Annotated in this window: 23 protein-coding genes; 13 read left to right on the forward strand and 10 right to left on the reverse strand. The window is 65.4% G+C overall.

Annotation, left to right across the window (positions count from 1 at the left end):
* Positions 1–98: 98 nt before the first annotated feature.
* The 5 genes from QX094_RS26615 to QX094_RS26635 all read left to right on the forward strand — a co-directional run bounded on the left by QX094_RS26615 (position 99) and on the right by QX094_RS26635 (position 4,672).
* Positions 99–1,034 carry a sugar ABC transporter permease gene (locus QX094_RS26615; RefSeq protein WP_315711958.1) on the forward strand — a complete coding sequence of 312 codons (936 nt, stop codon included), beginning with the start codon at positions 99–101 and terminating at the stop codon, positions 1,032–1,034.
* Positions 1,034–1,945 (forward strand): carbohydrate ABC transporter permease, encoded by a 912-nt coding sequence (locus QX094_RS26620; RefSeq protein WP_315711960.1) that lies wholly within the window; start codon positions 1,034–1,036, stop codon positions 1,943–1,945. Before QX094_RS26615 ends, QX094_RS26620 begins: the two co-directional genes overlap by 1 nt.
* Positions 1,946–1,964: 19 nt before the next feature.
* Entirely contained in the window at positions 1,965–3,065 is a 1,101-nt protein-coding gene (locus QX094_RS26625) for a sn-glycerol-3-phosphate ABC transporter ATP-binding protein UgpC (RefSeq protein ID WP_315711961.1), read from the forward strand.
* A gap of 28 nt (positions 3,066–3,093) precedes the next feature.
* Complete coding sequence (locus QX094_RS26630) at positions 3,094–4,092, forward strand: hydroxyacid dehydrogenase (RefSeq protein ID WP_315711963.1); 999 nt, start codon at positions 3,094–3,096, stop codon at positions 4,090–4,092.
* Between the two features lie 193 nt (positions 4,093–4,285).
* Positions 4,286–4,672 (forward strand): hypothetical protein, encoded by a 387-nt coding sequence (locus QX094_RS26635; RefSeq protein WP_315711965.1) that lies wholly within the window; start codon positions 4,286–4,288, stop codon positions 4,670–4,672.
* 124 nt (positions 4,673–4,796) lie between these two features.
* On the opposite strand, the gene QX094_RS26640 is transcribed toward QX094_RS26635, so the two are convergent.
* Complete coding sequence (locus QX094_RS26640; RefSeq protein ID WP_315711967.1) at positions 4,797–5,312, reverse strand: DUF1993 domain-containing protein; 516 nt, start codon at positions 5,310–5,312, stop codon at positions 4,797–4,799.
* Between the two features lie 84 nt (positions 5,313–5,396).
* On the opposite strand from QX094_RS26640, the gene QX094_RS26645 reads away from it, so the two are divergent.
* Together QX094_RS26645 and QX094_RS26650 are read left to right on the forward strand one after the other, a co-directional pair.
* Positions 5,397–6,188, forward strand: a complete 792-nt coding sequence (locus QX094_RS26645; protein WP_315711968.1) for a transporter substrate-binding domain-containing protein — start codon at positions 5,397–5,399, stop codon at positions 6,186–6,188.
* 72 nt (positions 6,189–6,260) lie between these two features.
* Complete coding sequence (locus tag QX094_RS26650) at positions 6,261–6,653, forward strand: hypothetical protein (protein WP_315712623.1); 393 nt, start codon at positions 6,261–6,263, stop codon at positions 6,651–6,653.
* Between the two features lie 908 nt (positions 6,654–7,561).
* Here QX094_RS26650 and QX094_RS26655 read toward each other — a convergent pair.
* Positions 7,562–8,581, reverse strand: coding sequence for a 1-aminocyclopropane-1-carboxylate deaminase (locus QX094_RS26655; RefSeq protein WP_315711969.1), 1,020 nt, complete (start codon positions 8,579–8,581; stop codon positions 7,562–7,564).
* Positions 8,582–8,726: 145 nt separating this feature from the next.
* On the opposite strand from QX094_RS26655, the gene QX094_RS26660 reads away from it, so the two are divergent.
* Together QX094_RS26660 and QX094_RS26665 are read left to right on the forward strand one after the other, a co-directional pair.
* Positions 8,727–9,203, forward strand: coding sequence for an Lrp/AsnC family transcriptional regulator (locus QX094_RS26660; RefSeq protein WP_315711971.1), 477 nt, complete (start codon positions 8,727–8,729; stop codon positions 9,201–9,203).
* A gap of 91 nt (positions 9,204–9,294) precedes the next feature.
* Positions 9,295–10,167 carry a DUF2147 domain-containing protein gene (locus QX094_RS26665; RefSeq protein ID WP_316188347.1) on the forward strand — a complete coding sequence of 291 codons (873 nt, stop codon included), beginning with the start codon at positions 9,295–9,297 and terminating at the stop codon, positions 10,165–10,167.
* A gap of 77 nt (positions 10,168–10,244) precedes the next feature.
* On the opposite strand, the gene QX094_RS26670 is transcribed toward QX094_RS26665, so the two are convergent.
* Together QX094_RS26670 and QX094_RS26675 are read right to left on the reverse strand one after the other, a co-directional pair.
* Positions 10,245–10,652: a cupin domain-containing protein gene (locus QX094_RS26670; RefSeq protein WP_008965351.1), complete on the reverse strand. Its 408-nt coding sequence runs from the start codon at positions 10,650–10,652 to the stop codon at positions 10,245–10,247.
* 48 nt (positions 10,653–10,700) lie between these two features.
* The gene (locus QX094_RS26675; RefSeq protein ID WP_257164758.1) at positions 10,701–11,399 is read right to left on the reverse strand and encodes a ribonuclease activity regulator RraA; all 699 of its coding nucleotides are present in this window, start codon (positions 11,397–11,399) and stop codon (positions 10,701–10,703) included.
* Between the two features lie 247 nt (positions 11,400–11,646).
* Here QX094_RS26675 and pxpB point away from each other — a divergent pair, with 247 nt between their 5' ends.
* From pxpB to QX094_RS26690, 3 genes are read left to right on the forward strand one after another with little or no spacing between them, the layout of a single operon-like run.
* Positions 11,647–12,378 carry a 5-oxoprolinase subunit PxpB gene (pxpB, locus tag QX094_RS26680; protein WP_316188443.1) on the forward strand — a complete coding sequence of 244 codons (732 nt, stop codon included), beginning with the start codon at positions 11,647–11,649 and terminating at the stop codon, positions 12,376–12,378.
* Positions 12,375–13,409, forward strand: a complete 1,035-nt coding sequence (locus QX094_RS26685) for a biotin-dependent carboxyltransferase family protein (protein ID WP_316188348.1) — start codon at positions 12,375–12,377, stop codon at positions 13,407–13,409. The genes pxpB and QX094_RS26685 overlap by 4 nt, the downstream gene beginning before the upstream one ends.
* A 50-nt stretch (positions 13,410–13,459) precedes the next feature.
* Positions 13,460–14,227, forward strand: a complete 768-nt coding sequence (locus QX094_RS26690) for a 5-oxoprolinase subunit PxpA (RefSeq protein WP_316188349.1) — start codon at positions 13,460–13,462, stop codon at positions 14,225–14,227.
* Between the two features lie 6 nt (positions 14,228–14,233).
* On the opposite strand, the gene QX094_RS26695 is transcribed toward QX094_RS26690, so the two are convergent.
* From QX094_RS26695 to QX094_RS26715, 5 genes are all read right to left on the reverse strand, one after another.
* On the reverse strand, positions 14,234–14,383 hold the full coding sequence (locus tag QX094_RS26695; RefSeq protein WP_316188350.1) for a hypothetical protein: 150 nt from the start codon (positions 14,381–14,383) through the stop codon (positions 14,234–14,236).
* A gap of 159 nt (positions 14,384–14,542) precedes the next feature.
* Positions 14,543–16,144, reverse strand: a complete 1,602-nt coding sequence (locus tag QX094_RS26700; protein ID WP_316188351.1) for a sulfite reductase subunit alpha — start codon at positions 16,142–16,144, stop codon at positions 14,543–14,545.
* Positions 16,141–17,931 (reverse strand): NirA family protein, encoded by a 1,791-nt coding sequence (locus tag QX094_RS26705; RefSeq protein ID WP_316188352.1) that lies wholly within the window; start codon positions 17,929–17,931, stop codon positions 16,141–16,143. Before QX094_RS26705 ends, QX094_RS26700 begins: the two co-directional genes overlap by 4 nt.
* 345 nt (positions 17,932–18,276) lie before the next feature.
* A complete protein-coding gene (locus QX094_RS26710) occupies positions 18,277–19,431 on the reverse strand; it encodes a CmpA/NrtA family ABC transporter substrate-binding protein (protein WP_316188353.1) in 1,155 nt (384 codons plus the stop codon).
* A complete protein-coding gene (locus QX094_RS26715) occupies positions 19,428–20,018 on the reverse strand; it encodes an ANTAR domain-containing response regulator (protein WP_008965342.1) in 591 nt (196 codons plus the stop codon). The genes QX094_RS26710 and QX094_RS26715 overlap by 4 nt, the downstream gene beginning before the upstream one ends.
* Positions 20,019–20,131: 113 nt before the next feature.
* Here QX094_RS26715 and rimO point away from each other — a divergent pair, with 113 nt between their 5' ends.
* Complete coding sequence (rimO, locus tag QX094_RS26720; RefSeq protein ID WP_315711986.1) at positions 20,132–21,457, forward strand: 30S ribosomal protein S12 methylthiotransferase RimO; 1,326 nt, start codon at positions 20,132–20,134, stop codon at positions 21,455–21,457.
* A gap of 92 nt (positions 21,458–21,549) precedes the next feature.
* Here the strand turns inward: rimO and QX094_RS26725 are convergent, their stop codons facing one another.
* Positions 21,550–22,671, reverse strand: coding sequence for a DUF2336 domain-containing protein (locus QX094_RS26725; RefSeq protein WP_316188354.1), 1,122 nt, complete (start codon positions 22,669–22,671; stop codon positions 21,550–21,552).
* Positions 22,672–23,086: the final 415 nt, after the last annotated feature.

Genomic DNA, 23,086 nt, shown 5'->3' on the forward strand with positions numbered 1-23,086 from the left:
CCGCTTCAGCAGGCGGGCCGCCCCCTTTCACCTTGTCAGTGTTTCCCATCCAGTGAGGACCCCGCTGTCGCAGGGGACATCACGAGGAGCCTTTTCTCATGGTTGATGCCGCCATCGGTGAAAACGCCGTCGCCCGCCCTCGCGCGGCCCGCCGCAATGGTCTGCACAGGGCGTTGAAGCGGAAATCGACCGCCGCTTTCCTGATGACGCTGCCGCTGATCCTGCTGATCGTGCTCCTGGTCGTCTATCCCGCCCTGTATTCGGTGCATCTGGCGACCCTGAACAAGTCGATGCAGCGCTTCGTCGGCTTCGGCAATTTCGAGTTCCTGTTCAAGCGCGACACGTTCTGGCTGGTCGTCAAGCAATCCTGCATCTTCGCCATCACGGCCGTCGTGTTCAAGGCGCTGATCGGCTTCATCGTCGCTCATTTCGTCCACAACATCCCCGCCAAGGGGCAGCGCAAATGGCGCGGCATGCTGCTGGTACCCTGGGTGATCCCGCCGGCGATGAGCACGCTGGCCTGGCTGTGGCTGTTCGACCCGTCCTACAGCGCTTTCAACTACACGCTCGCCTTCTTCGGCATCGGCCCGATCCCGTGGACCGGGGATGCCGCCTGGGCGCGGTTCTCGGTGATCCTGGTCAACATCTGGTACGGCGCGCCGTTCTTCATGATCATGTACCTGGCCTCGCTGAAATCTGTCCCGGATCAGCTCTATGAGGCCGCGGCGATCGACGGCGCCAATTGGTGGCAGCGGATCTGGTACGTGACCCTGCCGATGATGCGCAACATCATCGCGATCACGACGCTGTTCTCTCTGATCGTGACGTTCGCCAATTTCGACATCGTGCGCATCCTCACCGCCGGCGGCCCGCTCGACAAGACGCACATCTTCGCGACCTGGGCGTTCCGCGTCGGCATCGAGGGCAGCGACATTCCGCTCGGCGCCAGCGTCTCGCTGTTCATGGTGCCGATCCTGGCGGTCGCCGCCATCTTCATCCTGCGCGACGTCAACAAGCGGGGGAACGAGTCCTGATGAGCACCGTCACGATCGACAAGGCCGGCCCGACCCGTACCGTCAAATATGGCTCGATGAGCCGCGACCGCGCCTGGGCGCTGCGCTGGTCGTATTTCTTCCTGACGCTGTTCGCGATCTTCTCGCTGGTGCCGCCGCTCTACATGCTGATCACCTCGCTGAAGGGCAGCGCGGAGATCTCCGCGGCGACCAATCCGTGGTGGGTGTTCCATCCGACGCTGGAGAACTATGTCGAGCTGCTCACCTCGAACCAGTTTCAGCGTTTCTTCTTCAACTCGGCCATGGTCTCGATCGTCGTGGTGATCATCACCATGCTGATCAGCATCCCCGCCGCATTCGCGCTGTCGCGGATGAAGTTCTGGGGCTCGGCGACGCTGGCGACCGGCGTATTCCTGACCTATCTGATCCCGGACAGCCTGCTGTTCATTCCGCTGTTCAAGATGTTCGCGCTGATCGGCGACGTCACCGGCATCCAGTTGATCAATCGCTGGTACGTGCTGCTGTTCATCTATCCGACCCTGACGGTGCCGTTCTGCACCTGGATCATGATCGGCTATTTCGCCTCGATCCCGAAGGAGCTCGACGAGGCCGCGATCATCGACGGCGCCTCCTGGCTGCAGACGCTGACGCGGATCTTCATTCCCGTCGCCCTGCCCGGTCTGATCGCCGCGACGATCTTCGCCTTCACCGTCTCCTGGGCGCAGTTCCTGTATCCGCTGGTGTTCACGACCTCGACCGACCAACTGGTGCTGCCGGTCGGCATCGTCACGAGCCTGATCAAGGGCGACGTCTTCAACTGGGGACAGATCATGACCGGCGCGCTGCTGGGCGCGGCGCCGCCGCTGATCATCTACGCGTTCCTGATGGACTATTACATTGCCGGGCTCACCGCCGGCGCGACCAAAGGCTGATGACGGGGGTTGATCACAGATGGCTGAAGTGAGCTTGCGCAAGGTCGTGAAGCGTTACGACGACGTCGAGGCGGTCAGGGGCATCGATCTCGATATCGCCGACCACGAGTTCGTCGTGCTGGTCGGCCCGTCCGGCTGCGGCAAGTCGACGACATTGCGGATGATCGCAGGGCTCGAGGACATCTCCGACGGCGACATCACCATCGGCGGCGACGTCGTCAACGACGTGCCGCCGAAGGATCGCGACATCGCCATGGTGTTCCAGAACTACGCCCTCTACCCGCACATGACGGTGGCCGAGAACATGTCGTTCGGGCTGCGGCTGAAGCACTACCCGAAGGCCGAGATCAAGAGCCGCGTGGCGGAGGCCGCGCGCATGCTGGACATCGCCGACCTCGTCGACCGCAAGCCCAAGCAGCTCTCCGGCGGCCAGCGCCAGCGCGTCGCGATGGGCCGTGCGATCGTGCGCAATCCCAAGGTGTTCCTGTTCGACGAGCCGCTGTCCAACCTCGACGCCAAGTTGCGCGTGCAGATGCGCATCGAGATCAAGAAGGTGCACCAGAAGGTCCGCACCACGACGGTCTACGTCACCCACGACCAGGTCGAGGCGATGACCCTGGCCGATCGTGTCGTGGTCATGAACAAGGGCCGCATCGAGCAGATCGGCACGCCGAACGAGCTGTACCACAATCCGGCGACACGCTTCGTCGCCGGCTTCATCGGCTCGCCCGCAATGAACTTCGTGCCGTGCCGGCTCGAGGAGGCCAATGGCCGGCTCCACATCCGCCTCACCGACCGGATCGCCTTTCCGCTGCCGCCGGCGCGCGCCGCGCGCTATCAATCCGTGTCGCGGAACGAGCCGCTGCTGCTCGGCATCCGGCCCGAGCACATCGCCGAGACCAAGCCGCATGCGGAGCCTGGGATTGAGCCGTTCGAGGCGCTGCTCGACGTCACCGAGCCGATGGGCATGGAGACGCTTGTCTACTTCACCCTCAACGAGACGCCGGTCTGCGGGCGGGTCAACCCCAACGCCGGCGCGCGGGATGGCAGCCCTCTGCGCATGGCAATGGACCTCAACAACATGCACCTGCTAAATGAGGCTTCAGGCCTCGTCATCTGACGAGCATAAGAAGCTTCAAGGGCAGGACATGACCACCAGGACGGCAACCAACAAGAACAAGATCCTCGTCACGGAATCCTTCTCGGCCAAGGGCCGCGCGCTGCTGGCGGCGCGCGATGATGTCGAGATGATCGAGTTCCCCAACATGATCTCGGCGGTGGATTTTTCCGACCTGCTGAAGTCCCACGCGCCGGTGCACGGCGTCGCGCTCGGCGCCACGCGCTTCGGAGAGCCGGAGCTGATCGCGGCCGGCGACATGAAAGTCGTCACCCGAATCGGCGTCGGCTTCGACGCGGTCGATGTGCCCGCGCTCTCCAGGCACAAGGTGCCGCTGATGGTCGCGGGCACGGCGAACTCGCCCTCGGTTGCCGAGCAGGCGCTGTTCATGATGCTGACGCTGGCCAAGCGCGCCAACGAGATGCATGCGATGGTCAAGGACGGCACCTGGGGCGCGCGCCTCGGCGTGCTGCCGTTCGATCTCTACGGCAAGACCGTGCTGATCATCGGCTTCGGCCGCATCGGCACCCGCACCGCCAAGCGCTGCCTCGCGATGGAGATGCAGGTCCTGGTCTACGATCCCTACAAGCCCGCAGCCGACATCACCGCCGCGGGCTGCGAGCCCGTTGCCGATCTCGACACTGCGCTCCCGCGCGCCGACTTCGTCAGCATCCACTGCCCGAAGACCCCGGAGACCATCGGCCTGTTCAACGCCGCGCGCCTGCGGCTGATGAAGCCTTCCGCCTACCTGATCAACACCGCGCGCGGCGGCCTGATCGACGAGGCCGCGCTGTACGACGCACTGGTGTCCGGCCGCCTCGCCGGCGCTGGCCTCGACGTGTTCGAGCAGGAGCCGCCGCCGGTCGGCCACGCACTGCATGCGCTGCCCAACGTGATCATGGCTCCGCACGTCGCCGGCGTGACGCGAGAGGCGGTCGATCGCATGAGCGAGCAGACGGCGCGCAACATTCTCAGCGTGCTCGATGGCGATCCGATTCGGCAGAACGTGATCAATCAGGACGTCTTGTAGTCGTCCGGCCGATGTAATGGTCCTGTCCCGTCGGCGACGAGGCAGGACCCGCTCTCATCACGCGGATGTCAGGACCTTTCTCCACCGCTTTGGCGCCCAACTTTCAACGCATTCTTGCAACTTGGCCAAATCCAGCTACAACTGTGACTATCGGCGCCGGATTTTGCGCGCGCCGGTGGGAACAGAGGCGGCCATGAGTGTTGCGACCGAGCACGCGCTCGCAACGATAGCGAGCATTCTCGATCAGCCTGAAGCGACGAGGTCGGCAGACAAGGCGGCGCCGTCGTCGAAGAAGGCTGCCGCGACTGTCGTCTCTCTCGATCAGGCCGACGGCTACACCAAGCTCGGACCTGGGCCGATTTCCGCGATCCGCTTCCGCTGGACGGCACGGCGGGGCGAGGACGGCTACTATGTCGACGAGACCGTCGGGCCGACCTCGATCGCCGTGAGCAGCGGACCGATGACCGCCGAAGCTGCCGTCAAGACGGTCGACACCCGCGCGCGAGAGGCGATCGAGCGCTTCGAGGCGCTGAAGAACGAGATGACCGGCAAGGGCCCGGTTGCGCCCAGCGAGAGGTAGCGCTCCGGCCGCCCGGACCACTCCGTCTTCGTTGCGATGTCTCCAAATCCCATGGCCGGGTTCCATCCTGGCCATTCGTATTTTGTGGACCTCGAGGCCGCCTGCCGTTCCGCCCCGGAAGCGCCTACCTCCGCGCGCCCAGATAGTCCGGCTTCGCCAGCGGCACGCCGGCGTGACGCAGGATGTCGTAGGCCGTGGTGACGTGAAAGAAGAACTGCGGCAGGCTGAACGTGAGCAGCAATGAGCGGCCATCGTCGAAGCCGCGCGTCGCACCGTTGCGGAAGGTGAAGCTGACCTCCCGCTTCGCGCCCTCCTCGATCGCCGCAGGTGGCACGCTGCGCACATCGTCGATCGCGGTTGCAATCCGCGCCTTCAACCCGGCCATATCCGTGTCGCTGTCGGCAACGGTCGGCTGCGCGCGGCCGGCGAGCAGCGCGCAAGCAATGGTGGCGTGGCGGTTGGCTTCGCAGACCTGCCGGATCAGGTTGTACATGTCAGGCGCCAGCCGGGCCTGCAGCAGGTCGGCCGGATCGATGCGGCGCGCCTCGGCAAAGGCAGCGGCCTTGTCGAGCACCCCCGAGAGGTTGTGAAGATAAGGCACGAACACCTCGACCGACGCCTGCACCAAGGAAATGCTCATCAACCAACCTTCCTGCTTGCCCCTCGTCGCGCGTGGCGACCTCCGCTATGAATAGCGCGGCCACATCATGCGAGGTGATTCAATATGGGATTTTTCAACCGGACCGTCGCCGCCGTGACCGCAGCCGTGCTGGCCTGCGGTCTCGCCACTGCCGCACTCGCCGACCAGCCCTCGCGCCTCGACGAGATCGTGCAGCGCGGCAGCTTACGGGTCGGAATGACCGGCGACTACAAGCCCTTCACCTATCTCGACAAGGCGACCGGAAAATTCTCCGGCTTCGACGTCGACATGGCCGAGGCGCTCGGCAAGGCGCTCGGCGTCAAGGTCGAGTTCGTGCCGACGAGCTGGCCGCAGCTCATGAAGGATTTCGAGGCCGACAAGTTCGACGTCGCGATGGGCGGCGTATCGATCACGCTCGACCGCCAGAAGAAGGGCTTGTTCTCGACGCCGATCATGCGCGAGGGCAAGACCCCGATCGCGCGCTGCACCGACACCTCGAAGTACCAGACGCTGTCCGACATCGACAAGCCCGGCACCCGGGTCGTGGTCAATCCGGGCGGCACCAACGAGCGCTTCGCCCGCGCCAACATCAAGTCAGCCGACATCCGCGTCCACCCCGACAACGTCACCATCTTCGACGAGATCGCCAAGGGCGACGCCGACCTGATGATGACCGACGCCTCCGAGACGCGCTATCAGCAGAAGCTGCATCCCGGCGTGCTCTGCGCCGTGCACCCGGAGAAGCCGTTCGATTTCTCCGAGAAAGCCTACTGGCTGCAGCGCGACGTGGCGCTCAAAGCGTTCGTGGACCAGTGGCTGCATATCTCGACCGAGAACGGCAGCTACCAGGCGATCTACAAGAATTGGTTCGAGTAACATGTCCGCGGTCTTCCGTCGGGCAATGATGACCGGATGATCTTCTGGCCCGCCAGCAAAGGACGACATGCGATGAAGTGTCTTCGGATCTACGCAACGCCCGACGGCGAGTCCCGCTTCGGTGAAGTGGATATCCCGACGGCGGCGGCTGTGACCGTCGCCCCCGGCGCCAAGCCGTTTCAAGTTTCCAAGCGCTATATCGCCTCAAGCGTCGAGTTTACGCAGATCCCCGCCGGTATGCGCCAGGTTGACTGGCACACCGTTCCGGGGCGGGTGTTGACCGTCAGACTGAGCGGGGCGGTCGAATACGAGACGAGCGACGGCGAGGTGCGGCGCGTCTCCGCAGGCGAGTTTGTGCTGGTGGAGGACACGCACGGAAAGGGTCATCTGTCGCGTCACTCCGCGGACGCGCAAACCGTCCTGTGGATCAGGCTGCCTGACGGCCTCGATTTGCCGAGTGCATAGTCCCTGGAAGTCGCTGCCGTCTGCCGGCACCTGAGGAGAACCCGCAAGGAAGAGCTGCGCCGAAACAAAATGTTCTTTCGCAATTTCAGTAGGAAGACCCCTGTCCAGTCCCCGGGCGAAAAATATTCGACTTTCGTTTTTCAGAAAAATATGGTTCACTGCCGCCATCCCGCCTCATCGAAGAGGGGCGTCGCGCGCAATCGTCACGACACGCGAGGTGGGGAGGCGATGGCCGCGAGATGCCGAAAGCGTGCTTGCACGCGGACGAACGGCAGCTTGCGGACGTGAAGTCGCAGGGTCCTGACACCCCGACGCTGGTGTCACGTTCGCGGCGGCGCTAACGCGCCGCGCGGACCATGGTGGCCAACAAGCCCGGCGCACCAGGGAGACTGCGTATAAGCGTTAAGACCGTCGCGCAGGGAATGCCGGTTGATCGGCAGCACCTGTGGTACCTGCCGCCTGCATTTTTTTCGCAGGCGGGCCATGGGTGAGGCCCTCACCCGGCATTCCCTGCGCCCTCTTCTGATTGAGAGGGTTCGACTGATGGATCACTCGGACGCCATGCGTCGCGAGAACGCCAGCTCATGTGTAGCGATGTCATGCAAGCGAAAGTCTGTCAGCACACTCGCTGTCATTCCGGGCGCGCGCAGCGGAGCCCGGAATCCATACTCCGAAGCGGACTTTGTTGGAACGAGATGGAGCAGCCGGCGTGCCCAACACGTCCACGTGTGGTTATGGATTCCGGGCTCGCGCTGCGCGCGCCCCGGAATGACGACGTCATGTGTGGATGGCTCGCGACGACACCACGGCCGGTGCTTATGAGTCCCGGCTCGGAGGCCGGGACGACAGCGGAGTGTGGCGTGGGAGCCCGGCTCACCGCGACGCTGCGAGGGACGATGAAGCCGCCCTCACCCGTTGCGATACGTGTAGCTGTAGCCGTTGATCGCCGGGGCGCCGCCGAGATGCGCATAGAGCACCTTCGACCCTTCCGGGAAGTAGCCCTTCTTGACCAGGTCGATCATGCCCTGCATCGACTTGCCCTCATAGACCGGGTCGGTGATCATCGCCTCGGTGCGGGCGGCCAGGCGAATGGCCTCGTTGGTCTCGGCGCTCGGCACGCCATAGGCCGGATAGGCGTAGTCGTTGAGGATCACGATCTCGTCGTCGCGGACCTTGCGGCCGAGCTCGACGAGCTCAGCGGTGTTGTCGACGATCTGCCGCACCTGGCTGCGGGTCTGCTGCGGCGTGCCGGAGGCGTCAATGCCGATGACGCGGTCGGCGCGGCCGTCGGCAGCGAAGCCGACGATCATGCCGGCCTGGGTCGAGCCGGTGACGACGCAGACGATGATGTAGTCGAACTTGATGCCCATCTCGGCTTCCTGCGCCCTCACCTCCTCGGCGAAGCCGACATAGCCGAGACCGCCGAACTTGTGCACGGAGGCGCCGGCCGGAATGCCGTAGGGCTTGCCGCCGGCATCCTTGACCGACTGGATCGCATCTTCCCAGCTCTTGCGGATGCCGATGTCGAAACCGTCCTCGACGATGCGGCTGTCGGCGCCCATCAGGCGCGTCATCAGGATGTTGCCGACCCGGTCATAGACGGCGTCCTCGTGCGGCACCCAGCTCTCCTGCACGACGACGCACTTCATGCCGATCTTGGCCGCGGTCGCCGCCACCATGCGGGTATGGTTCGACTGCACGCCGCCGATCGAGACCAGGGTGTCGGCATTCGATTCGATCGCATCGGGCACGATGTATTCGAGCTTGCGCAGCTTGTTGCCGCCCATCGCGAGACCGGAATTGCAGTCGTCGCGCTTGGCATAGATCTGCACCTTGCCGCCGAGCGCCGCGGTCAGCCGCGGCAGATGCTCGATCGGGGTGGCACCGAAGGTGAGCGGATACTTCTTGAACTTGTCGAGCCGAAGCACGGGTCTCTCCGTGGGTGGATGAAAGGGCCGGCCGAAACATACGAAAAAGGCGGGGAAAGGTGCTCTCTTTATTGCCCTGCATTTTCGTGCTTACGTCCGCAAGAATTGACCCCGGCAAGAGATATGTTCGCATATGACGGAAAAAATGAGAGAATCTTCCACCGCCGATCTCGACCGGGTCGATCGGCGCATCCTGCAACTGCTGCAGAAGGACGGCCGGATGAGCAATGCCGAGCTTGCCGCCACCGTTCATGTCAGTCCGGCCACCTGCCATCGCCGCACCCAGCGCCTGTTCGAGGAGGGCTACATCAAGGGCGTGCGCGCCCAGATCGCGCCGGAGAAGGTCGAGCGCAGCGCACTGGTGCTGGTCGGCGTCGTGCTCGATCGCTCGACGCCGGAGAGCTTTCGCACCTTCGAGGCGGCGATCCGCAAACTGAAATTCGTGCTCGATTGCCATCTCGTCGCCGGCGATTTCGACTTCTTCCTGAAGATCCGCGTTCGCGACATGCACGACTTCAACCGGATGCATGGCGACCAGCTGATCTCGCTGCCGGGCGTGCGGCAGACGCGCACCTTCTTTGTGATGAAGGAGGTGGTCGACAATGCGCCGCTCGATTTCTGAGCAGGCCGGGCATTGAACCGGTGGCGCCGCATCGGCGACTTACCAGCGCGTGAGCTCGCTCACATCAGCAACCGACATCGCGGAGACACGGATGAAGAGGCTGTTGGCCGTCGCGGCTTTGGTTCTGGCCAGCAGTGCCGCCGAGGCGCAATACGTCATCGAGTATGGCGGCAAGACGATCCGCATCGATCCCGACCGCGGCACCGTGCAGATCCCCGGCGTCTACGACAATACTGAGCAGAAGAAGACCAAGCGCACCAAGCGCGACCAGGACAATACGGCCAAGCCGCCTCCGGCGCCCACCGAGGCGGCGGTCACGCCGGCCCCGCCCGCGCAGGCTCCGGCTGCGACCGCGCCCCCTGCTCCCGTCCCTGCGGCGCCCGCTCCGACGGCAGCCGCACCAGCGAGCCCGCCGGCGGTGCCTCCTGCCGTCCAGGCGGCCGCGCCACCGGCGCCGCTGCCGCCACCTCCGGCGGCCCCAGCCGCCAACGCCACGGCACCGGTTGCGCCGCCAGCCGCTGCAACGGCCACTGCCGCTCCTGCTGCCGCCCCGGCTCCCGCCGCCGCGCCGCCGCCACCGCGGCCAGCCCAGACGCCTGCCGTGACCACGGCAGCCGCGCCGCCCGCCGCGGCGCAGACCGCCGGTCGCGATCCCAGCTCGCCGGTCGGCATCTGGTTGACCGAGGAGAAGGAGGGCCAGATTCGCATCGAGCCCTGCGGCACCAATCTCTGCGGCTACGCCGTGGATGCGAAGACCAAGCAGAACGGCGAGCAGATCCTGATCAACATGCGGCCGAGCGACAAGGCCCAGGAGAAGAAGTGGACCGGCCGCATCTTCGATCCGAACAGCGGCAGCACCTACGATTCGACCATCGCGCTGAAGGGCTCGGACAGTCTGCGCGTGCAGGGCTGCGCCTTCGGCGGCATGTTCTGCGGCGGCCAGACCTGGACGCGGGTGAACTGAGCCCGGCGCGCGACGCGCCTTCAAACGCAAAGCGCGCGGCCCTGCGACCGCGCGCTCGCACCGTTCTCAGTGATGTATCAGCCGACCGGGGTGGCGTATTCCTCGTCGGTGACGTGCTCCATCCAGGTCACGTGCTCGCCATTGAGCGATTCATGCATCGCGACGTGGACCATGCCGGTGGTCGGCGCGGCGCCATGCCAATGCTTCTCGCCCGGCGGGATCCAGACGACGTCGCCGGCCTTGATTTCGCGCACCGGCCCGCCCTTGGCCTGCACCCGGCCGACGCCCTGGATGACATAGAGCGTCTGGCCGAGCGGATGGGTGTGCCAGGCCGTGCGCGCGCCCGGCTCGAACGCGACGCGCGCCGAGGCGACGCGGGCTGGAGCCTGCGGCGTGATGATCGGGTCCTGCCAGACCGTGCCCGTAAAGCTTTCCGCAGCTGCGCGGCGCGTGGGACGCGAGCCCGCGAGATAAACATCGACCATTGTTCTGCCTTTCCTGAAGCTGTGTCGTTGATCAATCGGCGCCGTGAACTACTTCTTCGACGCGGCGTAGCGCGCCTTGGTCTCGGCGTTCATCGGATAGAGACCCGGCAGCACCGCGCCCTTGTTCACCTCATCGACGATCCAGGCTTCCATGCGCTCCTGCTCGGGACCTTCCGCGAGCACGTGATCGAGCATCGCCTGCGGGATCAGCACGGCGCCATCCTGGTCGGCGACGATGACGTCGTTCGGAAACACGGCAACACCGCCGCAGCCGATCGCCTCGCCCCAGCCGACGAAGGTGAGCCCTGCGACCGACGGCGGCGCGGCGTACCCATCGCACCACACGGGAAGGCCGGTGCCGAGCACGCCTTCGAGGTCGCGCACGACTCCATCGGTGATCAGCGCGGTGACGCCGCGTTTGACCATGCGGGCGCACAGGATGTCGCCGAAGATGCCGGCGTCCTTGACGCCCATCGCATCGACCACGGCGATGCAGCCTTCGGGCATGGCCTCGATCGCGGTGCGGGTCGAGATCGGCGACGACCAGGATTCCGGGGTCGCCAGATCCTCGCGCGCAGGCACGAAGCGCAGCGTGAAGGCGGGACCGACCAGCCGCTTCTGTCCCGGGCGCAGCGGCTTGGCGCCGCGCAGCCAGACATTGCGCAACCCCTTCTTCAGCAGGACCGTGGTGATGGTCGCGGTGGTGACTTGAGACAGGGTGGCGATGGCTTCGGGAGTGAGGGACATCTTGAGACTGGCGCTCCAAACGGGCTGGCTGAAAAAGCAGGCGCATCTTGCGAGCGACGAAGGCGGCGTCAAGGGCATGCGCGGTGCGTCCGGCGCATGCGGGGCTTGCGTGCACCCGATAAGGCCTCCTTATCGCAAGACATCCGATTAATTTATTGAATTTTCGAGACTTTTTGCCTTGGACCCAATTCCACTGGCGCATGAAAACAGCTAGATGAGGAACACCAACGCGGATCACTTCGGACTCATGGCCGATCCTTTTCCACCTCCTCGCCTGCTGCCCAGCGGCGACAGCGCCGTCACCGTCGAGTTCAGCCGGACGATCGACGAGACCGCCAACCGCCGCGTCCTGGCGCTCGACCATGCGGTGGCAGCGGCCGGGATCGAGGGCATCACGGAGACGGTGCCGACCTATCGCTCGCTGCTGGTGCACTATGATGCAGGTGTGATCGACCACGACACCCTTGGAGCAAAGCTGTTGGCGCTGTCGGCCGGGTCGCTCGCGCCGGAAAGTGAGGTCAGGCGCTGGCGGGTTCCAGTCTGCTATGGCGGAGAGAATGGCATCGACCTCGAGGATGTCGCCAAGGCGTTGAGCCTCACGCCGGACGAAGTCGTCGCACGCCATATCGCCAGCACTTATCGCGTCGCAATGATCGGCTTCACGCCGGGCTGGTCCTATTTGTCCGGTCTCGATCCCACGCTGCAGATGTCGCGCCGCCAGAATCCGCGGCTCTGGACACCGGCCGGCATCATCGCCATCGGCGGCATCCAGACCGGCATCCAATGCCTTGCCGGCCCGTGCGGCTGGCACCTGCTTGGCCGCACCGCGATGCGGACATTTCAACTGCATCGCGAGCCGACCTTTCTGCTCGAGCCCGGCGACGAGGTCAGCTTCTATGCCGTTGACGTCAAGACCTTCGCCGAGCAGGAGCGCGCCGCCGAGGGCGGCGAGCTCATCGCCGAGCGGATCGCCACATGAGCACGCTCGTCGTCTCACAGATCGGCCCGGCAAGCTCGGTCCAGGATGGCGGGCGTTTCGGCGCGCAGCGCTACGGGCTGACGCCGTCCGGCGCGATGGACAAGCTGGCGCTGGCGGCAGCCAACAGCCTCGTCGGCAATGCGCTGATGGCGGCTGCGATCGAGATCGGCCCGTTCGGCGCGACGTTCGCGGCGAAGGGCGGCGCGGTGCGCGTGGCGCTCGCCGGCGCGCAACGGCCGGCGGATGTCGCCAAGCGGCAGGTCGAGATCAACACGTCGGTGACGCTGAACGACGGAGAGCAGCTCACGCTCGGCTTTGCGCGCGGCGGCTCGTTCACCTATCTCGCCATCGCAGGTGGCATCGCCGGCGAACCGATGTTCAACAGTCTCTCGGTGAATGCGCGCGCCGGGCTCGGCAGCCCCTACCCGCGCCCGCTTCAGGCCGGCGACGTGTTCGAGGTCGCGCCCGCCGGCGATGCGCCGGAACTGCGGATCGATCTGCCGAAAGCCGGCGGCGCGATTCGCGTCGTCATGGGACCGCAGGACGACGAGTTCAGCGAGGAGATGAAAGCGCTATTCCTCGGCAGCGACTGGATGGTCTCGGCGACCAGCGACCGCATGGGCTATCGCCTCGAGGGGCCGCAGATGCGCCACCTGCACGGTCACAACATCGTCTCGGACGGCACTGTGGACGGTAGCATCCAGGTGCCCGGCAACGGTTCGCCGATCGTGCTGATGTCGGACCGCGGCACCAGCGGCGGCTATCCGAAGATCGCGACCGTCATCACGGCCGATTTCGGACGCCTGGCGCAGACGCCGGCCGGCACGCCGTTCCGCTTCAAGGCCGTGAGCATGGCCGAGGCGCAGGCCGAACTGCGTCGTTACAAGGATCTGCTGCGCAGCTTGCCCGGCCGCGTCACCCAGCTTGCGAGCAGCGACTTCAACGTCGATGCGCTGTTCACGGCCAATGTGGCCGGTCATGCCGTCAGCGCAACCGACGCCACCACCTGGCCCGGAGTCACTCCCGATTAGTTTGATCACATCTCACGTTGCTTCGGACCCATCAACGAGCGGACCCTGACATGACCAGCACCGTCGATCTGAACTGCGACCTCGGAGAGAGTTTTGGCCCGTGGGAAATGGGCAATGACGCCGCCATGATCGAGCTGGCGACATCGGTCAACGTCGCCTGCGGCTTTCATGCCGGTGACGCCGACATCATGCGGCGGACGGTCGAGATGGCGAAGGCCAAAGGCGTCAGCGTCGGCGCGCATCCCGGCTATCGCGATCTGCATGGTTTCGGTCGGCGTCCGATGCCGGGGCTGAAATCATCGGAGATCGAGAACCTCGTCGCCTATCAGATCGGCGCCCTGCAGGCGATCGCCACTGCGGCCGGTCACAAGGTCACGCATGTGAAGGCACACGGCGCGTTGTCCAATGTCGCCTGCGAGGACGACATGACGGCGAACGCCATCGCCAAGGCGATCAAGGCCGTCGATCCGAGCCTGATCTTCGTCGTGCTCGCCAACTCCAAGCTGGTGACCGCTGGCGAGAAGGCCAATCTGAGGATGGCTCACGAGGTGTTTGCCGATCGCGCCTATGGCGACGATGGACTCCTGGTGTCGCGCAGCAAGCCCGGCGCCGTGCTGCACGATCCCAAGCTCATCGCCGATCGCGTCGTGCGCATGGTTCAGGACGGCGCGGTGATTTCGGTGACTGGCAAGGTGATGAAGATGCGGACCGACACCGTCTGCATCCATGGCGACACCGCCGGAGCGGTCGAGATTGCGCGCGAGGTCCGCAAGGCGCTCGACGCGGCCGCCATCACGGTCGCGCCGTTCAAGAGGTGATGAGAATCAGAACGGATGCGTGAAAGACGTGCCCAGGGTGATCGCGGCAATCAGCGCCATCGCGCTGTAGAAGGCAACCAGCGCGACGGTTGCGCCGCGCTCGCGAATGGCGCGGGCCTGGGGCATCCGTCGCAGGGGCGTCGATATCGTGCGCATGGCCGGTCTCCTGAAGTTCCGGCCATGAGAAAAGCGCTCTCGCGAGCCGGTGCAAGGTAACCGGCGAAATAACGACAAGCCCCCTGTTTCGGGTCCGCTTGGAACCAAAAAATTCTCGGCCGATGTTGCGACCGAGAATATTCTCCGCCGGGTTCCAGCTCAGTAGACGTCGAGCTGGAACCGGCCCTTCTTCTTGAGGTCCGCGACGAAACTCACCGCCTCGTCCGTCGAACGCGCGCCGAACTGGGCGACGATGTCGACCAGGGCGCGCTCGACGTCCTTGGCCATGCGCTTGGCGTCGCCGCAGATGTAGAGATGGGCGCCGTCGGCGAGCCAGGTCCACACCTCGCGGCCGACCTCGCGCATGCGGTCCTGGACGTAGAATTTCTTGTCGCCGTCGCGCGACCACGCCAGCGACAGCCGCGTCAAGAGGCCGGCAGTCTTCATGGCGTTGAGCTCGTCGGCGTAGAAGAAGTCGCAGTCGCTGCGCTGATGGCCGAAGAACAACCAGTTCTTGCCCGGTGCGCCGGTCGCCCTGCGGTCGTGCAGGAACGCGCGGAACGGCGCAACGCCGGTGCCGGGGCCGACCATGATGATCGGCGTCTTCGGATCGGCCGGCAGCGCGAAGCCATGCGCCTTCTGCACATAGACGCGCAGCTTGTCGCCGGGATTGATCCGCTCGGCCAGGAACGTCGAGGCAAGTCCCAGCCGCTTGCGCTTGCCAACGACGTAGCGGACGCAGTCAACCGTCAGCGACAGCTTGCCGGGCGTGGCATTGTGCGACGACGAGATCGAGTAGAGCCGCGGTTGCAGCGGCTCCAGCGCCTCGACGAAGGCCTCGGGATGCGGCCGGACGCCGGAGAACTTCTGCAGCACCGCCATCACATCGAGCGTTGCCGCGTCGCCATCGGGATCCTCGCCCTGCGCCAGTTGCCGCGCCTTCTCGCGGGTCGCGCCGCCGGTGATGAAGGAGATCAGCTCGAACAGCGAATCCGGCGCCGGCGCCAGCGAGACGTCTTCGAGCAGGCACTGCCGCAGCGGCTTGCCGTTCACCTCGGTCATGTGCGAGGCGCCGAGCAGCGCGATGATCTGATCGACGAGGCCGAGATCGTTCTTGGCGAAGATGCCGAAGGAATCGCCGACGACGTAGTCGAGCCCGCTCTCTCCGAGATCGAACTCGATGTGCCAGGTCTCCTTCTCCGAGCCCGGCTTGTTGAGCAGACGCCGCGACAGGAACGTCGCCTCGACCGGATTGTCGCGCGAGCGACCGGGCTCGCTGACGACGACGGAGACGGTGGCCGGCGCAGCCGCAGCGGGCTTGGCCGCGGCCGGAGCCTTGTCGATCTCCTCGTAGAGCGCCTTGAGCATCCGCGCGGTTTCCTTGCCGCCGGGGACGCACAGGTTGAGCCGCGCCTCGCTGCGATCGGCAATCGCATCCGAATAGTCGCTGCAATTATAGCCGCATTGGCCGCAGTCCTGCTGCGCCATGGCCGCCATCATGCGCCGGCGCAGCGGACGGCCCTCGGCGAGCTTCATGCGCTCGCCGATTGGCATGGTCTGATCGTGCCATGGTGCCTCGCCGTCATCACGGTCGCCCGCGGGCGCGAGCACGGCGCCGTTCTGCGCCGGCGACAATGCCGTCGCGCCGTCGAGACCGAGCGCTCCGGCCAGGAAGCCGTTGAGCCACGAGCGCTGGGCCTCGGAGAATGGCGCCGTCGGAGGAATGATCTCGATCTTGGACATGGGCGTGATCTGGTTCATGCTGAGACCTCCGACGAGATCTGGGCTTCGGCGAGATTGCGCAGCGCTTCGCCGTCGTGACGGCGCGCGAACGACAGGAAGGTCTCCTCGGGCGAGGCGCGATGGGCGAGATAGGCCTTGAGCAGCTTCTCGACGGTTACAGGCGCATCCGCCGCCTTGAGGTCACGATAGACCTCGCGGCCGATGTCGGCCTGCGGGCCGAAGCCGCCGCCGGCGAACAGATGATAGCCTTCGACCGTTTCATCGCCGTCACCAACCGGCACCTTTGCCGCGATCATGCCGATGTCGCTGATGTAGTGCTGGGCGCAGGAGTGATGACAGCCGGTGAGATGGATGTTCAGCGGCGTGTCGACGTCCACCCTGCTCTCGCACCAGTCGCCGATCTCGGCCGCATGTTTCTTCGTGTTGGATGCTGCGAACTTGCAGCCGGCGTTGCCGGTGCAGGCGATCAGTCCGGCGCGGACGTAGGAGGCCTTGACCGACAGTCCGATCTGCTCGACTGCGGCGCAGGCCAGCGCGACCTTGTCGTCGGGAACGCCCGATAACAGCAGGTTCTGCCAGACCGTGAGCCGGATCTCGCCGTCGCCGAGATCGGCTGCGATCTTCGCGAGCGCACGCATCTGATCCGTGGTCAGCTTGCCCAGCGGCAGCACGACGCCGATCCAGTTCAGCCCCTGCTGCTTCTGCTTGTGCACGCCGATATGGGCCATCCGGTCCGAATCGGGACGCGGATTGAGCGCCTCGTCCGGCACGCGCGTGAGCTTGCGGCCGAGCCTGGCCTCGACGGCTTCCATGAACTTGTCGTGGCCCATGCTGTCGAGCACATATTTGAGCCGCGCCTTGAGGCGATTGGTGCGATCTCCGGTCTCGATGAACAGCCGCACGACGGCGTCGGCCACCTCGGTCGCCCGCTCCGGCTCGACGATGATCCCGGTCGGCTTGGCGAAATCCTTGTGGCCGGTGATGCCGCCGAGGCCGAGCTTGAACCACACGCCCGGCGCAACGCCGAATCCGTCCTTCACCTCAACCGCCGAGAACGCGATGTCGTTGGTGTCCTCCAGCGCCGCGATCCGACCGGCGCCGTCGAAGGCGACATTGAACTTGCGCGGCAGGCCGTACAGCGAGCGGTCGTTGAGGATGTGGAAGTGCCACTCGCGGGCATAGGGCCGCGTGTCCAGCAGCTCCTGCGGATCGATGCCGGCGGTCGGCGTTCCCGTCACGTTGCGGATGTTGTCGGCGCCGGAGCCGCGCGCCGTCAGGCCGAGATCCGACAGACCTTCCAGCAGCATCACGGCATGCTTGGGCGGGATCTCGCGTAGCTGCAAATTGGCGCGCGTCGTGACGTGGCTATAGGGACCGCAGAGCCGGTCGGCGAGGTCGGCAAGCCCCGCGAGCTGCCAATGCTTCATCACGCCGTTGGGAATGCGCAGGCGGCACATGTAGGAGTCCTGCGCCGGCGCGACATGGAACAGGCCGTAATAGCGCCAGCGGAAATTGTCCGCCGCGGACGGCGCAGCATTGCTGCGGGCCTGCTCCTTCAGCCGCTCATAGGCATCGAACGGGTGCAGCTCGCGCTTGACCTTCTCCTGGTCGGCGAGCTTGCGCCCGGATGCGATGACCTTGTCCTGCGCCTTGATGTGAATGGCGTCGGGCCCGGTCGGCTCGGCAGCCGTCGTCGCAGCAGCCTGCCCGCGGCCGGGGAGCGTGACCTTGAGGCCGGCGGCGAACCCCTCGAGGTAGCGCTTCTGCTCGTCGTTGAAGTCGACTGACAAGGGTTCGATTTTCATGATGGCGGACGAAGCTCCAGCGGCCAGGACGAATGGCGTTTGCGGATGGGACGAGGATCGCGTCGTCGAACGGCCGATGGGGCGCGGTTCAAATGAGCGATCCGACCAGCTTCGTTGCTGCGGAAATCCGATAATGGACTGCAGTCAGCGGCATCTGTGGCGGCTGACTGCACTGCAATATTCAAATTGCGTGCCAGCCGGGACAAGCAGGAAATGTAAGAGAATTCAGAGGGCTGCTCGAATCGGCGAACCCGCGCTGGCAGGCTCAAGCCCTCAAATGCGGGCACTTCGCCCAAAACTTGATCGGCGGAGCGAGTTGCCCAAATTGAGTACTGAGTGGAAGACTCAGGCCGTCCAGCGGCCGATCTTGAAGGCCTTGAGGTGGCCGATCACGTCGTCCGCCGCGAAAGGCGGACCGGCGAAGGCGCCGATGGCGCCATCCGTGCCGACCGCGGCCGTGCCCATCGCCGCGTCGTAGATGTCCGGCCGGAACACGCCCATGGCGGTGCCCAGGGCTTCAGTGCTGAGGGGAGTCTGGCCCCACCGCACCATCTGGGCATAGAGCCAGGCCGCCTGGATCTTCTCGGGCCGTCCCGCCTCTTCCCGGCCCACCAGCAGATAGCGCGAGCTTTCGCGGAAGGTGCCGTCCGGCGAGATCTTGAGGCGGCCGTCCAGCGTGCGCTGGAGCACCTCCGCATCGACGCCGATCCGCTCCGGCTGGGCTAGGATACGCGCGGCTTCTGCGTGGTTCTGCTCGATGAATTCGGCGGCCTTGGCGCAGGCGCGGACCAGGCCGGCGAGGGCGCCGGGATTCTTGTCAGCCCAGCTTTGCCTGACCGCCAGCACCTTTTCGGCCGCGCGCACCAGCACGTCAGACACGAAGTGGAGAATATGGCCGATGCCAAGATCGACCGCGATCGAGTTCCACGGTGCTCCGACGCAGAACGCGTCGACGTGACCGTTGGCGATGCTCTCCACCATGTAGGGCGGCGGCAGCACCACGAGACGGACGTCCTCATCGGGGTCGACACCGCCTGCAGCCATCCAGAACCGCAACTGATAGTTGTGGGTCGAGAACGGAAACGTCATGCCGAACGTCAGCGGCTCGGCGCCGGCCTTGCGCCGTTCAGCGACGACGCGCGCCAGCGCCAGCGCCGTCGCCATCGGGTCGAAACGATCACCCTCGAGGTGGGCCATGATCGCCGCATGCAGCGCTGGCGTCACGGTGATCGCGTTGCCATTCACTCCGAGATTGAAGGGAGCCACGATCGGCACCTTGACATGGCCGATGCCCAGGCTCGACGCAATGGCGACGGGAGCCAGCAGATGCGCCGCGTGGAACAGGCCGATGTTGAGCTTGTCGCGCACGTTCGACCACGACACTTCGCGGACCAGCGTGACATCGAGACCTTCAGCCGCGGTGAAGCCGTTGTCGACGGCGACGATCAGCGCGGCGGCATCGACCAGCGGGATGAAGCCAATGCGAAGCGGGCCGGTCATTTCAACATCTCCGAGGCGGTCAGGATCGATTGCGCGATCTCGCCGATCTTCTTCTTTTCGCGCATCGCTGTGGAGCGCAACAGCACATAGGCTTCCTCTTCGGTGAAGCCCTTCATCTTCATCAGAATGCCCTTGGCGCGGTCGATCACCTTGCGGTCTTCGAGCGCGGACTTGGTGCGCTCGAGCTCGTCCTGAAGCTTGGAGAACGCATTGAAGCGGGAGATGCAGAGATCGAGGATCGGCTTGATCCGCTCCTTCTTCAGGCCGTCGACGATGTAGGCGGAGACGCCCGCCTCCACCGAGGCCTGGATCGAAGCCGCGTCGCTCTGGTCCACGAACATTGCGATCGGCCGGCGGACGGCGCGGCTGACCTGGAACATCTGCTCCAGCACGTCGCGGCTCGGGTTCTCCAGGTCGATGACGATGACGTCCGGATCCAGGGCATAGATGCGCGCCAGGAGACCCTGCATCTCGCTGACATGCACGACGCCGGTAAAGCCCGCTTCCCGCAAGCCTTCCTCGAGGATGGCCGCGCGGATCGGGCTTTCGTCGACGATCACGATTTTAGGCGATTGCTCGGCGCTCATCGATCACCAGGTTGTCCGGGCCCTCACCCATAGCATGGACGTGGCCGCGTCAAAGCCTTGTCTTTCTGGGCAATTCGGACTAGCTGACGCCTATCTCATCAGGCAGTTCCAAGATGCAGCAGGGTTCGGCGCCCAAGATCAGCTTTGTTTCGCTCGGATGTCCCAAGGCCTTGGTCGATTCCGAGCGCATCATCACGCGCCTTCGCGCCGAGGGCTACGAGCTTGCCCGGAAGCATGACGGCGCCGACGTCGTCATCGTCAACACCTGCGGGTTCCTCGACAGCGCCAAACAGGAATCCCTGTCGGCGATCGGCTCGGCCATGGCCGAGAACGGCAAGGTCATCGTGACCGGCTGCATGGGCGCCGAGCCGGAGCAGATCGAGCAGGCCTATCCCGGCGTGCTGTCGATCACCGGCCCGCAGCAGTACGAGAGTGTGCTGGACGCCGTCCACCGCGCATCGCCGCCTGCGCACAACCCTCATCTCGACCTGGTTCCTCCGCAGGGCATCAAGCTCACGCCCCGGCACTACGCCTATCTGAAGATCTCCGAAGGTTGCAACAACCGCTGCACCTTCTGCATCATCCCGAAGCTGCGTGGCGATCTGGTGTCGCGCCCCGCAGCCGACGTGCTGCGCGAGGCCGAGCGGCTGGTCGCGGCCGGGGTCAAGGAGCTCCTGGTCATTTCGCAGGACACCTCGGCCTATGGGCTGGACCTGAAATATGCCGAAAGCGCCTGGAAGGACCGCAGCGTCCGGGCTCGCTTCCTCGATCTGGCGCGCGAGCTCGGCGAGCTCGGCGCCTGGGTCCGGCTGCATTACGTCTACCCCTACCCGCATGTCGACGAGGTGATCGGCCTCATGGCTGACGGTAAAATATTGCCGTATCTCGACATCCCGTTCCAACATGCCAGCCCGAAGGTCCTGAAGGCGATGCGCCGCCCGGCGGCGCAGGACAAGACGCTGGACCGGATCAAGGCGTGGCGGACCACCTGCCCCGACCTCGCGCTGCGCTCGACCTTCATCGTCGGCTTCCCCGGAGAGACGGACGCCGATTTCGCCTATCTGCTGGACTGGCTGGATGAGGCCGAGATCGATCGGCTCGGATGCTTCAAATACGAGCCTGTGGCCGGCGCGACCTCCAACGCCCTACCCGACCAGGTCCCGGACGCGGTCAAGCAGGAGCGCTGGGACGCCCTGATGGCTCGCCAGCAGAAGATCTCGGCACGCCGGCTCAAGCGCAAGGTTGGAACGCGTCAGCAGGTGATCATCGACGAGGTCGGGCCAAGCGTCGCCAAGGGCCGCACCAAGGCTGATGCCCCCGACATCGATGGCGCCGTTTATCTGTCCAGCCGGCGGCCGTTGCGTGTCGGCGAGATCGTTACGGTCAAGATCGAGCGTGCCGACGAATACGACCTGCACGGCACTGTCGCTGGGTTCTAGCACGGCTCTGTCGCGTCTCGGGCCACTCGCCGGGAACTCGCGGGGAATCGCAGACGGGCGTGTAGATGCGTCCTGGACCTGCGGACCGCCCCTCAGTGCGAGGAGCCCGTGGTGCGAACCGACCAGAGCTTCAGCAGGCGAAGCGCCTCGTCCTGCTTCAGTTCGAGATATTTGTTCTTGAGCTTGGTCAGCTCGTCGGGAGGCGTTGCACCTGAAACGAACCGGCTATCGAGGATCGCGGCAACCGTGACCCAGCTCAGGCCAGCGGCCTTGCACGGCACGAGAATGCCGTCGCTGCGCAAGCTCTGCATCAGCGGCCGCACCAGCTCGATGCTGCATTTCGCGAGCTCCGCGATGGCCGCGATCGTCTCGCCGTAGCGCCGCTGGCGGGCAAATTCGAGCAACTCGGCCTCGGTGAGCTTTCCGCCCTGTTTGAGTTGGCCGATCGCCGCCCTGGCGCTGCCGCCGACGCGGTTTCGTGACATCTCGCGCTCGGCGTCGAGCGTGGCCGCCGAAATGGCGCTGCGGATTTCCTCGTAGAGATGCGGCGGCGCCGAGGCGAGCAGGCGCACCCTCACCGCCTCCGTCGCGCGCTGCAACAGGGTCCTGCGCAAGGCTGCCGGCAGATCGGCGCGGATGCCGGCCGCGACCGTGAGCTCCGCATCTCCAGCCGCTTGCGCCACGATGGCGGCAAATCCGGCGGGAGACACCCGCGCACCGGGATTCTTCATCAGTTGCCGGCTCACGCTCGGATAGCGTCGCGCGAGCAGCGCATCGGTGACGATCTCCTGCAGCCACCAGCGCCCGGCGATCGCCACCAGGTGCTTCTCGCTGCGCGTCTGCGCTATCTCGATCAGATCCTCGCTGCTCAGCCGCGGCGATTCCGAAAGCACCGGCCCCGCGACGGCGATGTCGTCATGATGAGCCAGCCGCCGGATCACGCCAGCCGGCGCCTGCGGGATCGGGGCAAGCTGGGCGCTGAGTTCGGCGAGTGCGATCCGGGCACCGACGTCGGCCAGCGCGCGCAGCTCGATGGTGTTGACGAGACGCTCGAAGACGTCGGCAAACAGCGCGTGCTGCTCGATATCCAGGCTGCCGGCGGAGGCGACGAACAGGGAGGCGACCCGCTCGGCCACGCCGGAGCAGCGGTCGGCTGAGCCGGTGGCTATGGCCGCCTGCACTTCTTCGGCGATCGTGAGATGGGGGTTCGACATCGCTCATCCTGAGCAGCTTGCATTTTCAAGCTGGCCGGCAAAGTAAACGCAGCCGCTAAATGTTTGGTAAAGTTGTCACTAAAGCGCGAGACCCGAGATTGGATCGTGCGGCCTTCGCGCCGGCCGGCGCTTCCCTCGCCGCTTCCCGGAGCGGCGGCCCGTATTGCACCCTGCAGGCCGGCATCTTGACACCGGTTGCGATTTGCCTGTATGGCCGCCGCATGATCTTCAACCGGACCAACCGCCGCGCCGCCGTTTGCCGTCGTCACCGCCGTGACGATGCCGGGGCGCGCCATGTCCGAAGACGTTGCTGATCAGCTAGCTCATCAGCTCCAGGTTTTCGAGAAGGCCGCTCCCGCAAAGGAGCGGCCTTCTCGCTTTTTGGCCCACCGTTTCACCCCTGAGCACAGGAGAT

It is taken from the genome of Bradyrhizobium sp. SZCCHNS1050 (genome assembly GCF_032484785.1).
Classification (GTDB): domain Bacteria; phylum Pseudomonadota; class Alphaproteobacteria; order Rhizobiales; family Xanthobacteraceae; genus Bradyrhizobium.